Raw genomic sequence first — 13,337 nt, forward strand, 5'->3', positions numbered from 1 at the left:
CGATGGCCTATGAACTTCAATTCGGCGATCTCACGCAATACGCCGGCATGTTCGCGAGCGGCGCGGCGACCACGCTCGCGCTCACTGCGGTATCGACGGCGCTGGGCGTGACGGTGGGCGTGTTCGGCGCGGCCGGGCGCGGCAGCCGTCATGCGTGGGTGCGTGGTCTGGTCGGCGGCTATGTCGAAGCCATTCGCAACACGCCGTTCATCGTGCAACTGTTCTTCGTGTTCTTCGGGTTGCCCGCGCTCGGCATTCATTTGAGCGAATACGTCGCCGCTATTCTTGCGATGACACTCAACCTCGGCGCGTATTCCATCGAGATCATTCGTTCCGGTGTGGCCGCCGTGCCGCGTGGTCATCATGAAGCGGCGGCTTCGCTCGCGATGTCGAAGGGCGAGACGTTCAGGCATGTCGTGTTGCCGCAGGCTTTGGCAAAAGTCTTTCCTGCATTGACGAGTCAGATCGTCATCACCATGCTCGGCTCGGCGGTGGTATCGCAGATTTCCGTGCCTGATTTGACGTATGCGGCGAGCTATATTCAGTCGCGCAACTTCCGCGCATTCGAGACGTGCTTCTTTATCACCGGCTCTTATCTGGTGATGGCGTTGCTCTTGCGCGCCGCGTTGAATGCGGCAGGCAAGCGCTTGTTCGCCAACAGCCGGAGCACCGCGCGATGATCGAATTCACACTCGCGCAGATTTTCGAAAACCTGTTGCTTGCGGCGCGCTGGACCGTGGTGCTGTCTATCGTGTCGTTCGTGCTTGGCGGGATCGTGGGCTTTGCGCTGCTGGTGATGCGCGTATCGCATTCGCAATTGCTGCGTGTGTTTGTGAAAGGCTATATTCAGATCTTTCAAGGCACGCCGTTGCTGATGCAGTTGTTCCTAGTCTTCTTCGGATTGCCTTTGCTTGGCGTCGATGTATCGCCTTGGCTTGCGGCTACTGTTGGCCTTACGCTTTTCACATCGGCGTATCTTGCGGAAATTTGGCGCGGCGCGGTGGAGGCGGTTCCGAAGGGTCAATGGGAAGCGTCTTCTTCGCTTGCGATGAGTTACCTCGAACAGCTTCGTCATGTGATTCTTCCGCAGGCCATGCGTATTGCTATTGGCCCTACAGTGGGTTTTGCCGTGCAGGCGGTCAAGGATACGGCGCTGGTTTCCATCATCGGCTTTACCGAATTGACCAAGGCCGGAACGATGATTTCGAACGCGACGTTTCGCCCGTTTCTCGTTTATGGCCTTGTCGCGATCATCTACTTCGTGCTTTGTTATCCGCTGACGCGTTACGCGCGCACGCTCGAAAGGAAATGGAATGCCGCTCGTTGAGACTCGTAATCTTCAGAAGCAATTTGGTTCGAATCAAGTTTTGAAGGGCATCGATTTTTCGGTCGAGGCGGGACAGGTCGTTGCCATCATCGGGCGGAGTGGTTCTGGCAAGAGTACCTTGCTGCGGACTTTGAACGGGCTTGAGAGTATCGATGAAGGGTCGATCGAAATCGACGGCGAACATATCGATGCGCGGCATGCTGACTTGCGTGCATTACGTTTGAAAGTGGGGATGGTGTTTCAGCAGTACAACCTGTTTCCGCATCTCACTGCGGGGCAGAATGTGATGCTCGCGCAGACGGTGGTGAAGAAGATTCATAAGGCTAAAGCGCGGGCTACGGCTCATACCATGCTTGAGCGCGTGGGGCTTGGGGATAAATTCGATGCTTATCCTGAGCAGCTTTCCGGTGGGCAGCAGCAGCGGGTGGCTATCGCTCGGGCGCTGGCCATGAAGCCTGCAGTTCTTCTTTGCGATGAGATTACTTCTGCGCTTGATCCTGAGCTTGTGGGTGAGGTGCTTGCTGTCGTTGAGAGCCTTGCTCGGGATGGGATGACGCTGATTATGGTTACGCATGAGATGCGGTTTGCTCGTAGAGTTAGCGATAAGGTTGTGTTTATGCATCAAGGGAGGGTTTGGGAGGCGGGGGCGCCGGAGGAGATTTTTGAGCGGCCTGCTAGTGTTGAGTTGCAGAGGTTTATTCAGTGAGTTTGTCGTGCAAGGGGCTTCTCTTTGTTGTGTTGTTTATTCAGTAGCCGCCTCCCCGGCGGGGGGGTAACTTTCTTTGCTGCTGCAAAGAAAGTCACCAAAGAAAGCAGCTTTTACCCCCATGCTCGATGGCTGGAGAGGGTGGTCTGGATTAACGATGCAGTGGCCGCGTTAGGACGCTCCTCGTTTCGTTAAGCGTGTGGGCAACCTAGCGATTACGGGCTCGAATCTTTGAGGCTTAGTGGATCGAAGTCATTCTTTCGGCCATGCGCTGCGCGCGCCGAGAACGTAAGAACGGAATCCCGCAGCATGCATGTGTCCAGCAACAGGAAGCAGCAACGCAAGATTGTTATTCGGCCCTACGTTCGCAAGTGCTTTCGTGCAAGCCATGAAAGCTCCAACCAAGGTAGGGCCGAATAGCAATGTTGCGGGGAGGTGTGAGGTGGCTGGGCGCTTATACGCTGCGGGGTTCCGTTCTTACGTTCTCGGCGCGCGTAGCGCATGGCCGAAAGAATGAGTGCGGTCCACTAAGAGAAGATTTTTCGAGCGCGTGATCGCTAGGTTGCCTAAGCGGCTCGTTATGCGTGGCAAGTCCTATTGCGGCCACTGTATCGTTAAACCAGACCACCCTCTCCAGCCAGCGTGCATGGGGTAAAAAGCTGCTTTCTTTGGTGACTTTCTTTGCAGCAGCAAAGAAAGTTACCCCCCCGCCGGGGAGGCGGCTACTGAATAAGCAGCACAAACAACAGCAGCCCTATGCACGCCCAAACCACAAACCAAAACCCCAAGTGCTAGCATCACCAAAGCCCACCAAATAAGCCCGAAAAGCACCCATGAAACTAACCCCAAGAGAAAAAGACAAACTGCTGATCTTCACAGCAGCGCTACTGGCAGAACGCCGCCGCGCCCGCGGCCTGAAACTAAACCACCCCGAGGCGGTAGCCTTCATCTCCGCCGCGCTAATGGAAGCCGCAAGAGACGGCAAGACCGTCGCCGAAGTCATGCACTACGGAACAACATTGCTCACAAGAGACGACGTCATGGAAGGCGTCCCCGAGATGATCCCCGACATCCAGATAGAAGCGACCTTCCCCGATGGAACGAAGCTCGTCACCGTCCACCACCCGATCCCGTAGAAGACCATGATCCCAGGCGAATACCTCATCGACGACGGCGAGCACGAACTGAACGCAGGCCGCGAAACCACATCGGTCACCGTCGCGAACACCGGCGACCGCCCCGTTCAAATCGGCTCGCACTATCACTTCTACGAAGTGAACGCCGCCCTGACATTCGACCGCGAAAAAGCCCGCGGCTTTCGCCTGAACATTGCCGCCGGCACCGCCGTGCGCTTCGAACCGGGACAGGAACGCACCGTGGAACTCGTCGCGCTCGCGGGCGATCGCCACGTCTACGGTTTCAACGGCCTCGTGATGGGCCCACTCTGAACCTGAACAGGACATCGAAAACATGACGCTACGCATCGGCCGCCGCGCTTATGCCGAAATGTTCGGCCCCACCACCGGCGACCGCGTGCGCCTGGCCGACACGGATCTGATCATCGAAGTCGAGAAAGACTTCACCACCTATGGCGAGGAAGTAAAGTTCGGCGGCGGCAAGGTCATCCGCGATGGCATGGGCCAGTCGCAACGCCCCTCCGCCGAAGTGGTCGATACAGTCGTGACGAACGCGCTGATCCTCGATCACTGGGGCATCGTCAAAGCGGACATCGGCATCAAGGGCGGACGCATCTTCGCGGTCGGCAAAGCGGGCAATCCCGACATTCAGCCAGACGTGACCATCGCAATCGGCGCGGCGACGGAAGTGATCGCGGGCGAAGGCATGATCGTGACCGCAGGCGGCATCGATACGCATATCCACTTCATCAGCCCGCAACAGATCGACGAAGCGCTCGCCAGCGGCGTCACGACGATGCTCGGCGGCGGCACCGGCCCCGCGACCGGCACGAACGCGACCACCTGCACGCCCGGCCCGTGGCACATCGAACGCATGTTGCAAGCCGCCGACGGCTGGCCGATGAATCTCGGCTTTCTCGGCAAGGGCAACACGAGCCTGCCCGAGCCGCTCACGGAACAGATCAAGGCCGGCGCCATCGGACTCAAGCTGCACGAGGACTGGGGCACGACGCCCGCGGCCATCGACAACTGTCTCTCTGTTGCGGACGATACCGACACGCAAGTCGCCATCCACACGGACACGCTGAATGAAGCGGGCTTCGTGGAAACGACCATCGCCGCGTTCAAGGGCCGCACGATCCACACGTATCACACCGAAGGCGCGGGCGGCGGCCACGCGCCGGACATCATCAAGGTGGCGGGCGAGTCGAACGTGCTGCCCTCCTCCACCAATCCCACGCGGCCCTATACCGTCAACACGCTCGACGAACATCTCGACATGCTGATGGTCTGTCATCACCTCGATCCTTCCATCGCAGAAGATATCGCGTTCGCGGAATCGCGCATCCGACGCGAGACCATCGCGGCGGAAGACATTCTTCACGATCTCGGCGCGCTGTCCATGCTCTCTTCCGATTCGCAGGCGATGGGCCGTGTCGGCGAAGTCATCATCCGCACATGGCAGACGGCGCACAAGATGAAAATTCAGCGTGGCGCGTTGAAGGAGGACACGCCGCGCAACGACAACTTCCGCGCAAAGCGTTATGTGGCGAAGTACACGATCAACCCGGCGATCACGCATGGCATCTCGCATGAAGTGGGTTCCATCGAACCGGGCAAGTGGGCCGATCTCGTGTTCTGGGAACCGGCGTTCTTCGGCGTGAAGCCGTCGCTGATCGTGAAAGGCGGGATGATCGCGCTGGCGCAGATGGGCGATCCGAACGCGTCGATTCCCACGCCGCAGCCGGTGCACTATCGCGAGATGTTCGCCACGCGCGGCGGTGCGCTCGGCAAGACATCGCTTACGTTCGTGTCGCAAATGGCGATGGAAGCGCGCATCGCGGATCGTTACGGTCTGAGCAAGCAAGTCGTCGCGGTGAAGAACTGCCGCAATGTGAAGAAGTCCGACATGATCCACAATGCATGGCAGCCGTCCATCAGCGTCGATCCGCAGACCTATCAGGTGATCGCCGACGGACAATTGCTCACTTGCGATCCCGCCACCGTGCTGCCGATGGCGCAGCGCTATTTTCTGTTCTAGGCATCATGCGCACTCTCGATAAACGTCTGACCGCGAAACTCGCGCCTGTGCTCGTGAAGCGCGCGCCCACGCTCACGCTCGCTTTCGATGCGCGCTGCAAGAGCCGGCTCGCGGCCACGCTGGATAACGGCGAGGAAGTCGCCATCGTGATGCCGCGTGGCACCGTGCTCGCCGATGGCGACATGCTCGTCGCGGACGACGGCGCTTTCGTGCGCGTGGTCGCGGCGTCGGAAGATGTGCTTACGGTGCGCGCGCCCAGTGTGCGCATGCTTGCACGCGCGGCCTATCATCTCGGCAATCGTCATACGCCGGTGGAAGTCGGTGCGGATTATCTGAAGCTCGAAGCCGATCCCGTGCTCGAAGATATGTTGAAGCGTCTGGGCGTGCTCGTTGCGCGTGAGTCGCAGCCGTTTCAGCCGGAAACCGGCGCGTATGGCGGCGGCCACAAGCATGGTCACGATGAAACCTTCAGCGAGGACTATGCCCTCGCGCAGAAGGTTTATGACGAGCATCATGGGCATGATCATTCGACCTGTGGGCACGATCACGGTCATGCACACGGCTGAGCTTACCGCGCTGCTGCATCTTGCTTCGCCTGCGTTGCCTATCGGCGCGTTCAGCTATTCGCAAGGGCTGGAAGCGGCCATCGAGCATGGTCTTATTCACGATGGCGATTCTGCGCGCGACTGGATCGCGAGTGGTTTGATCAACGTGCTCGCACGCGGCGAGTTGCCGATGCTTGCGCATCAGATCGAGCATTGGCGTGCGCATGATGCGGCCGCGTTGAAAAGCACGAACGATGAATACATCGCGAGCCGCGAGTCGTCGGAACTGCGACGCGAGACGGAGCAGATGGGCTGGTCGTTGGCGCAGTTGTGCGCATCGCTCGAATGGGGCGATGTTGCGCGGCGCGCGACGCTCTCATCGATCAAGCCGGTGGCGCAGCCCACGGCGTTCGCGCTCGCAGCCTTCGCGCACGATGCGTCTGTTGAGTCCGCGCTTGCTGCTTATGCGTTCGGATGGGTCGAGAATCAGGCTGCCGCCGCGTTGAAGGCCGTGCCGCTCGGGCAGCTTGCGGGGCAGCGGATCATCGTTGCGTTGCGCGTGATTATCGACGATGCCGTGCGGCATGCGCTGGATACACCGCTCGAACGTATCAATACTTTTGCGCCGCAGTTGGGCGTTTTGTCGGCGCGGCATGAGTCGCAGTATTCGCGGCTTTTTCGCTCTTAGTCCTTTTTAGAAAAAACCATGAACGCACCTGTTTATTCTGCTGCTGCACGTCGTACCAAGAAGTTGCCGCCGTTGCGTGTGGGTGTGGGTGGGCCGGTTGGGTCCGGCAAGACCACGCTGCTCGAAATGCTCTGCAAGGCCATGCGGGAGCGTTACGATCTTGTCGCGATCACCAACGATATTTATACGAAGGAAGATCAGCGGCTTCTGACCGTGGCGGGGGCGCTTCCGGCTGAACGCATCATGGGCGTGGAGACGGGGGGTTGTCCGCATACCGCCATTCGTGAGGATGCTTCGATCAATCTCGAAGCGGTGGATCGGATGGTGTCGCGGTTTCCTGATGCGGATATCGTGTTTATTGAATCAGGTGGGGATAATCTGGCGGCTACTTTTAGTCCTGAGCTTTCTGATCTCACTATTTATGTGATCGATGTTGCGGGTGGGGAGAAGATTCCGCGTAAGGGCGGGCCGGGGATTACCAAGTCGGATTTGCTGGTCATCAATAAGACGGATCTCGCGCCTTATGTGGGGGCGAATTTGGATGTGATGGCTAGTGATGCTAAGAAGATGCGGGGGGAGAGGCCGTTTGTTATGTGTAATCTTAAGGCGCTGGATGGGCTTGAGCGGGTGGTTGGGTTTATTGAGGAGAAGGGGTTGTTGAGGGTTTGAGTTGGTTTTGTCGTGGAAGGGGCTGCTGTTTTTTGTGTCTTTATTGCAGTAGCCGCCTCCCCGGCGGGGGGGTAACTTTCTTTGCTGCTGCAAAGAAAGTCACCAAAGAAAGCAGCTTTTTACCCCATGCTCGATGGCTGGAAAGGGTTGGTCTGGATTAACCAATACAGTGGCCGCAATAGGACTTTTCACGCATAACTAGCCGCATAGGCAACCTGGCGATTACGCGCTCGAATCCTTTAGTGTTAGTGGACCGCATTCATTCTTTCGGCCATGCGCTGCGCGCGCCGAGAGCTTAAGAACGGAATCCCGCAGCGTATGAGTGCCCAGCCACCTCACACCGCATCGCACCTCTCCCATTGCGCCCAACCTTGGTAAGCGCTTCCGGGCAAAGCGCGCACACCAACGCAAGTCACCTTTTAGTCGGAGCACTAACCAAGGTAGGACCGAATAGCAATCTTGCGGGGAAGCGTGATGTGGCTGGGCACTCATACGCTGCGGGATTCCGTTCTAAAGCTCTCGGCGCGCGTAGCGCATGGCCGAAGGTATGAGCGCGGTCCACAGAACTAAAAAGATTCGAGCGCGTAATCGCAAGGTTGCCTAAGCGCTTGTTACGCGTGGCAAGTCCTATTGCGGCCACTGCATCATTAATCCAGACCAACCCTCTCCAGCCAGCGTGCATGGGGTAAAAAGCTGCTTTCTTTGGTGACTTTCTTTGCAGCAGCAAAGAAAGTTACCCCCCCGCCGGGGAGGCGGCTACTGCAATAAAAGCCCAAAAACCATCAGCCCCTTGCACGACAAAAACCAGCCCTAACTTCACGCCTCGCCCTCTTCCTCCAACAACGCCCCCAACACCCCTACAGTTCTATCGGTCGCCCCCCGATGTGCCGCCGCAAACGCCGCCGCCGCCGCGCTCATCGCCAACCTTCGCGCCTTGTCCTCAAACAACTCCCGCACTCCACGCGCCAGCGCCTGCGGATCTTCCACCCGCAACGCCGCGCCCGCCGCGATGGCATCCTTCGTCGCCTGCGTGAAGTTAAAGGTATGCGGCCCGATCAACACCGGCACGCCCGCCGCGCATGCCTCGATCAGATTCTGCCCACCCAGCGGCAACAAACTCCCCCCGATAAACGCCAAATCCGAAGCCGCGTAATACGCGCCGAGCTCGCCCATCGAATCTCCGAGCAAGACCTGAACATACGTCGGTAATGGCTCCATGACATCCGCCCCAGAACCGGCGGCCAACGGCTTCGGCGCCCACACCGACCGCCGCGCGCTCGTCAATCCAACGCTCGTAATCAATGCCGACACTTCATCGAACCGCTGCGGATGACGCGGCACGAGAATCAGCAAGGCATCCGGTACATTCAAAGACGCGAACGCGCGCAGCACCAACGCTTCCTCACCCTCGCGCGTGCTCGCCGCAACCCACACCGGCCTATCGCCGATAGCCGCACGCCACGCATGCCCCCGCGCCACGAGTTCCGGCGGCGCGCTCATGTCGAACTTGAGATTGCCAAGCACCGCGACATTCCGCGCACCGAGCGCGGTCAACCGTTCAGCATCCGGCGGCGTCTGCGCAAGCACGCGCGTAAATCCACCAAACACTTCACGCACCGCGCGGCCAAAGCGCGTTGCCCGCCGATACGAACGCTCCGACATGCGCGCATTCGTCAGCACCAGCGGCACGCCCGCGCGCTTGCATTCGTCGATGAGCGTCGGCCACACTTCCGTTTCCATCACGATGCCAAGCGACGGCCGCCACGCACGCAAAAAACGTCGCACGAGCGCGGGCGAGTCATACGGCAAAAAGCTGCGCAAAACACGATCGCCGAACAGCGATTCACCGGTCGCGCGTCCGCTCGGCGTCATATGCGTGAGCAGCACCCGCGCTTCGGGATGCGCACGCATCAACGCTTCGATTAAAGGTTGCGCGGCGCGCGTCTCGCCGACCGACACCGCATGCACCCAGATCAGCGGCGCGGTATCGCTCTGACTGCGCGCAGGACCACGCCCGAAACGCTCGGCGATATGCTCGCGATACCCGCGCTCCTTGCGCGAACGAATCAGCAGCCGCAACACCGCAAGCGGCGCGACGATCCACCACGCCGCGCGATAGATGATCCGCAACAACGTCGCCGATGCCAACGGCGACACGGACGAAGGCGCGACGCGGCTCAAACGAGCGCCCGGCCCTTGAGGCGTTCGAGTATGCCGAGCGGCGCGTGATCGGGACGCGCCATCGATTTGACGGGCAGGAAAAACGTCTGCTCCATCATGAACTGGCCGGACATGACCGCGTGCGACGTCTGATCGGAGAAACAAACCCACACGGAACCGGGCGGAAACGGCATGTTCTCTTGCGGCGAAGTTTTTTGATAATCGAGATCGGCCTTCATCGCGTCATGCAGATGCAGCATGAGATGGTCGTATTCGCTGCGCGGCGATTTGGTGATGTGCAGCAGATTCATCAGCCACGCCGACCCCGGCGCCTGCGCCTTGATGGCGGGCAGGAAACGCTTCGCCATGTCCTCGAACGGCTCGCCCACGCGCCACACGCGCGGCGCACCTTTCGGGTTGATGTTGGTGAACACGCGCAGAATGCGCTCGCCGTAGTTCGGGCGCGACGGGAAGGCATCGACATGAAGACGGCTGTCGTCCTTGCGCCATGAAGTCTCGCGCGTTTCGACCTGATGCAGACGCAAACTCGTGGGCGCGACGCGCAGCTTGCCGTCGTACTCGGGGAACAGGCCATCGACGAGCGAACGCGCATTGTCCTGATAACGCTTGATGAGCGAGCGCACGGCCGATTGCATCACGTCGTCGCCGAGCACGCCGTTGAGCGCGCCGCCGTTCGGCGCAAGGCTGATGTTCTTGCGCTTCGGGTCGGCGATGGCCGGATCGAGCAAGGCCTGCTCGCCGCCCTCGATCGCGAAACGAAGATTCGGGAAATAAAGAACCTTGCCGTTTTCGACGCCGGCCAGCAGCGTCTCGCGCGGCACGGACAGGTTTCTGCCCTGCCAGTCGCCCGATACGACTTCGATGATTTGAGATTCCGTCATGGTGCCTTCGAACTGGTTTGCTCGCGCACGGCGCAGGCGTTCGCGCTACAGCAGGCCAAAGCCCGCGAGCGCCTTCTTGACTTCGCCAAGAGTGGGATGACGGCTCGCGTCGCCGAGGTTGATGACCTGCGGCGACCAGTAGCCGCCCGTGCGCCATGCGGTCGAGAAATTGTACAACTCGACGGTCGGACGCTTAAGCGCCGCGGCAATATGCACGAGGCCGGTATCAACGCCCACGGTCGCCGCCGCGCCGTCGATCAATCCGACGACCGCGGGCAGCGAAAGTTTCGGCGGAACGATGGCCGCCGCGCCGAATTCCTTCGCGAGCTTGTCGCTTGTCGCGCGCTCGGCTTCGGTGCCCCACGGCAGCACGATGGATGCGCCGCGCGTCACCAGCGCCTGCCCGAGTTCGATCCACGCGGCCTCGGGCCATTGCTTGTCGGCGCGCGAAGTCGCATGCGCGAACACCACGTAAGGCACCGGCAGATTCAAACCCATTTCCGCGATGGCCCTCGCCGCGCGACGCGTATCGATACCGAAATCGATGTGATCGGTCATCTGCGGTTTGGGCAAGCCGAGCGCCGCCGCCACGAGTTGCCGCGTGCGCTCGACGACATGCGTGCGCGGCTCGATCGGCACGCGGCGCTTGTAGAAAAAGCGCACCGGCCATTCGTAGCCCGCGCCGTCAGTGCGATTGCCGAGCCCGACGAGCGGCCCGCGCGCCCAACTCGCCACCCACGCCGTCTTGATGAGCCCTTGGCAATCGATCACCAGATCGTATTTCTCGGCGGCGAGCGCGCGCTTGAACTTGCCGATCTCGCGCCAGTTCGCGGGCGAGGCGAACGACTTGCGCCAGCGCCTGAGCGAGAACGGAATCGCCCGATGCACGCCATCGACCAGATCGACGAGGCTCGCGAAACTTTCCTCGACGAGCCAGTCGATCTGCGCATCGGGAAAGCGGCGGCGGATGTCGGCAATGGCCGGCATGTTATGAACGACGTCGCCAAGCGACGACACGCGGACGATCAGGATCTTTTGCACGCTGGGAATCGGAGCGCGGAAACGCGCGGTTGACGAGAGACAGGGAAACGGGGATTTTAGCGCGTGTTGTGCGGGACAAGGACGGGGAGTACGGTGGTTGCGCCAGTTAACATGCCGAGTTTGGCGGAACGAGCATGGACCGAGCGATGAGCACGAGTTACGAACATGATGTGATCGCATGGGCGCGCGAGCAAGCCGCGTTGCTGCGAGAAGGGAAATTCTCAGCGATCGACGTGAAGCACATCGCCGACGAAATCGAGGACGTGGGCAAAGCGGAAGAACGGGCCATGTCCAGCCGCATGGCTTTGCTTTTAGCTCACCTGCTCAAATGGCAATACCAACCCGGACGTCGCGGATCGAGTTGGCAGCGCACGATCAAGGAACAGCGCCGCGCCGTCGGCGTCGCGTTGCAGAAGACACCGAGCCTGCAAACATCGTTGCGCGATTCCGACTGGCTCACCGGATCGTGGGCCGACGCCGTTTCCAAGGCGGCGGAAGAAACCGGGCTCGACGTGTTCCCCGAGGATCTTCCGTGGACAACTGAACAAATTCTCGCTCCGGAGTTTTATCCGCAATAAAAAACGGCACGGTCCTTCGACCGTGCCGCTGCTTCAACTCAAAACATTAAAACGGCAATTTCGCATCCGCCTTCTCCGCCAGAATCACGCGACGGAAATCTTCCTGAATACGCTTCAACGCTGCTTCGTTATCCGCTTCGAAACGCATCACGACAACCGGCGTGGTATTCGACGAACGCGCCAATCCGAAACCATCCGGATACTCGACACGCAAGCCATCGATGGTCAGCACATCGTCCGCGCCCTGGAACTTCGCATTCTTCTGCAGCTTCGAAATAAGCTGCACGTTCTCGCCCTCTTCCATCTTGATCTGCAATTCAGGCGTCGAAAGCGAATCCGGCAGATCGTTGAGCAGCTTGCTCGGATCGGCCACGCGCGAGAGGATTTCGAGCAGACGCGCGCCGGTGTACAAACCGTCATCGAAACCGTACCAGCGGTCCTTGAAGAACACGTGGCCGCTCATTTCGCCCGCCAGCGGCGCGCCGGTTTCGCGCAGCTTCGCCTTCACGAGCGAATGGCCGGTCTTCCACATCACCGGTTCGCCGCCCTGATCGCGCACCCACTTCGCCAGATTGCGCGTGCATTTCACGTCGTAAATGATCTGGCCGCCCTTGTTGCGCGACAGCACTTCCTGCGCGAACAACATCAGTTGGCGGTCCGGATAGATCACCTGACCATCTTTCGTGACGACACCAAGACGGTCGCCATCGCCATCGAACGCGAAGCCCACTTCGGCATCCGATTCCTTCAGCGCCTTGATGACATCCTGAAGATTTTCCAGATGCGCCGGGTCCGGGTGATGGTTCGGGAAATTGCCGTCGATCTCCGTGAACAGTTCGACGAGTTCGCAGCCGAGCGCCTTGAACAGACGCGGCGCGAGATCGCCCGCCACGCCGTTGCCCGTATCGACGACGATCTTCATGGGGCGCACCGGCTTCACATCCGACACGATGCGGTCGAGGTACATCTGCTGCACGTCGAACTCGGTGTAGGTGCCTTCGCCCGTGCTGAAATCGTCATTCACGATGCGCTGATACAGCGCCTGAATCTGCTCGCCATAGATGGCCGAGCCGCGCAGCACCATCTTGAAGCCGTTGTAGTCGGGCGGATTGTGGCTGCCCGTCACGACGATGCACGAATCCACGCGACGCTCGCCCGAGGGCAAGGGCAGCGGCACGCTCGCCGCGAAATAGCCGACCGGCGTGGGCACCATGCCGACATCGACGACATCGATGCCCGCCGCGCGCAAGCCGTCCGAGAGCGCGCCCACCAGTTCCGGACCGGACAGACGGCCGTCGCGCGCGACCACGACCGAATCGCCGCCCTGCTTCTTGATCTCGCTGCCGAACGCCTGGCCGATGCGTTTCGCGACGTCACCGTCGACCGTCTTGCCCACGATGCCGCGAATGTCGTAGGCCTTGAAGATGGATTGCGATACTTGGCTCATGAGATGGCTCCCTCTTGTCTATTGATTGATTGTTTCTCGGCGATGCAGCCATGAGGGCATGCAGGTCGTCACGATACGAGCGCCCGGCCCATGCGGA

Annotated in this window: 14 protein-coding genes; 10 read left to right on the forward strand and 4 right to left on the reverse strand. The window is 60.1% G+C overall.

From position 1 onward, the window contains the following. Positions 1-2 precede the first annotated feature (2 nt). The 9 genes from ACZCWR_RS14740 (at position 3) to ureG (ending at position 7,112) form a co-directional block, all read left to right on the forward strand. Complete coding sequence (locus tag ACZCWR_RS14740) at positions 3-680, forward strand: amino acid ABC transporter permease (protein ID WP_487301467.1); 678 nt, start codon at positions 3-5, stop codon at positions 678-680. After that, positions 677-1,327, forward strand: a complete 651-nt coding sequence (locus ACZCWR_RS14745) for an amino acid ABC transporter permease (protein ID WP_487301468.1) — start codon at positions 677-679, stop codon at positions 1,325-1,327. The genes ACZCWR_RS14740 and ACZCWR_RS14745 overlap by 4 nt, the downstream gene beginning before the upstream one ends. Next, positions 1,314-2,033, forward strand: a complete 720-nt coding sequence (locus ACZCWR_RS14750) for an amino acid ABC transporter ATP-binding protein (RefSeq protein ID WP_487301469.1) — start codon at positions 1,314-1,316, stop codon at positions 2,031-2,033. The genes ACZCWR_RS14745 and ACZCWR_RS14750 overlap by 14 nt, the downstream gene beginning before the upstream one ends. Before the next feature lie 833 nt (positions 2,034-2,866). Next, positions 2,867-3,169: an urease subunit gamma gene (locus ACZCWR_RS14755; protein WP_008342482.1), complete on the forward strand. Its 303-nt coding sequence runs from the start codon at positions 2,867-2,869 to the stop codon at positions 3,167-3,169. Positions 3,170-3,175: 6 nt separating this feature from the next. Continuing rightward, positions 3,176-3,481 carry an urease subunit beta gene (locus ACZCWR_RS14760; protein WP_487301470.1) on the forward strand — a complete coding sequence of 102 codons (306 nt, stop codon included), beginning with the start codon at positions 3,176-3,178 and terminating at the stop codon, positions 3,479-3,481. Positions 3,482-3,503: 22 nt separating this feature from the next. After that, entirely contained in the window at positions 3,504-5,210 is a 1,707-nt protein-coding gene (gene ureC, locus ACZCWR_RS14765; RefSeq protein WP_487301471.1) for an urease subunit alpha, read from the forward strand. Positions 5,211-5,215: 5 nt separating this feature from the next. After that, on the forward strand, positions 5,216-5,776 hold the full coding sequence (ureE, locus tag ACZCWR_RS14770; protein WP_487301472.1) for an urease accessory protein UreE: 561 nt from the start codon (positions 5,216-5,218) through the stop codon (positions 5,774-5,776). Beyond that, positions 5,763-6,443 carry an urease accessory protein UreF gene (locus ACZCWR_RS14775; protein WP_487303337.1) on the forward strand — a complete coding sequence of 227 codons (681 nt, stop codon included), beginning with the start codon at positions 5,763-5,765 and terminating at the stop codon, positions 6,441-6,443. Before ureE ends, ACZCWR_RS14775 begins: the two co-directional genes overlap by 14 nt. An 18-nt stretch (positions 6,444-6,461) precedes the next feature. Next, entirely contained in the window at positions 6,462-7,112 is a 651-nt protein-coding gene (ureG, locus tag ACZCWR_RS14780; protein WP_487301473.1) for an urease accessory protein UreG, read from the forward strand. Between the two features lie 816 nt (positions 7,113-7,928). Here the strand turns inward: ureG and waaA are convergent. From waaA to waaC, 3 genes are read right to left on the reverse strand one after another with little or no spacing between them, the layout of a single operon-like run. Then, a complete protein-coding gene (gene waaA, locus ACZCWR_RS14785; protein ID WP_487303338.1) occupies positions 7,929-9,245 on the reverse strand; it encodes a lipid IV(A) 3-deoxy-D-manno-octulosonic acid transferase in 1,317 nt (438 codons plus the stop codon). A 44-nt stretch (positions 9,246-9,289) separates the two neighbouring features. Then, a complete protein-coding gene (gene kdoO, locus ACZCWR_RS14790; RefSeq protein ID WP_487301474.1) occupies positions 9,290-10,174 on the reverse strand; it encodes a Kdo hydroxylase KdoO in 885 nt (294 codons plus the stop codon). A 45-nt stretch (positions 10,175-10,219) separates the two neighbouring features. Beyond that, the gene (waaC, locus tag ACZCWR_RS14795; RefSeq protein WP_487303339.1) at positions 10,220-11,161 is read right to left on the reverse strand and encodes a lipopolysaccharide heptosyltransferase I; all 942 of its coding nucleotides are present in this window, start codon (positions 11,159-11,161) and stop codon (positions 10,220-10,222) included. Positions 11,162-11,361: 200 nt separating this feature from the next. Between waaC and ACZCWR_RS14800 the strand changes: the two genes are divergently transcribed. After that, entirely contained in the window at positions 11,362-11,793 is a 432-nt protein-coding gene (locus ACZCWR_RS14800) for a DUF29 domain-containing protein (RefSeq protein ID WP_487301475.1), read from the forward strand. A 46-nt stretch (positions 11,794-11,839) separates the two neighbouring features. On the opposite strand, the gene ACZCWR_RS14805 is transcribed toward ACZCWR_RS14800, so the two are convergent. Further along, complete coding sequence (locus tag ACZCWR_RS14805; RefSeq protein WP_487301476.1) at positions 11,840-13,240, reverse strand: phosphomannomutase/phosphoglucomutase; 1,401 nt, start codon at positions 13,238-13,240, stop codon at positions 11,840-11,842. Positions 13,241-13,337 lie beyond the last annotated feature (97 nt).

The organism is Caballeronia sp. A2-2 (assembly GCF_057612605.2).

What these genes read in the sequence shown, in the direction of transcription:
- ACZCWR_RS14740 (WP_487301467.1), top strand. Translation starts at nt 3, where the DNA reads ATGGCCTATGAACTTCAATTCGGCGATCTCACGCAATACGCCGGCATG.
- ACZCWR_RS14745 (WP_487301468.1), top strand. Translation starts at nt 677, where the DNA reads ATGATCGAATTCACACTCGCGCAGATTTTCGAAAACCTGTTGCTTGCG.
- ACZCWR_RS14750 (WP_487301469.1), top strand. Translation starts at nt 1,314, where the DNA reads ATGCCGCTCGTTGAGACTCGTAATCTTCAGAAGCAATTTGGTTCGAAT.
- ACZCWR_RS14755 (WP_008342482.1), top strand. Translation starts at nt 2,867, where the DNA reads ATGAAACTAACCCCAAGAGAAAAAGACAAACTGCTGATCTTCACAGCA.
- ACZCWR_RS14760 (WP_487301470.1), top strand. Translation starts at nt 3,176, where the DNA reads ATGATCCCAGGCGAATACCTCATCGACGACGGCGAGCACGAACTGAAC.
- ureC (WP_487301471.1), top strand. Translation starts at nt 3,504, where the DNA reads ATGACGCTACGCATCGGCCGCCGCGCTTATGCCGAAATGTTCGGCCCC.
- ureE (WP_487301472.1), top strand. Translation starts at nt 5,216, where the DNA reads ATGCGCACTCTCGATAAACGTCTGACCGCGAAACTCGCGCCTGTGCTC.
- ACZCWR_RS14775 (WP_487303337.1), top strand. Translation starts at nt 5,763, where the DNA reads ATGCACACGGCTGAGCTTACCGCGCTGCTGCATCTTGCTTCGCCTGCG.
- ureG (WP_487301473.1), top strand. Translation starts at nt 6,462, where the DNA reads ATGAACGCACCTGTTTATTCTGCTGCTGCACGTCGTACCAAGAAGTTG.
- kdoO (WP_487301474.1), bottom strand. Translation starts at nt 10,174, where the DNA reads ATGACGGAATCTCAAATCATCGAAGTCGTATCGGGCGACTGGCAGGGC.
- waaC (WP_487303339.1), bottom strand. Translation starts at nt 11,161, where the DNA reads ATGCCGGCCATTGCCGACATCCGCCGCCGCTTTCCCGATGCGCAGATC.
- ACZCWR_RS14800 (WP_487301475.1), top strand. Translation starts at nt 11,362, where the DNA reads ATGAGCACGAGTTACGAACATGATGTGATCGCATGGGCGCGCGAGCAA.
- ACZCWR_RS14805 (WP_487301476.1), bottom strand. Translation starts at nt 13,240, where the DNA reads ATGAGCCAAGTATCGCAATCCATCTTCAAGGCCTACGACATTCGCGGC.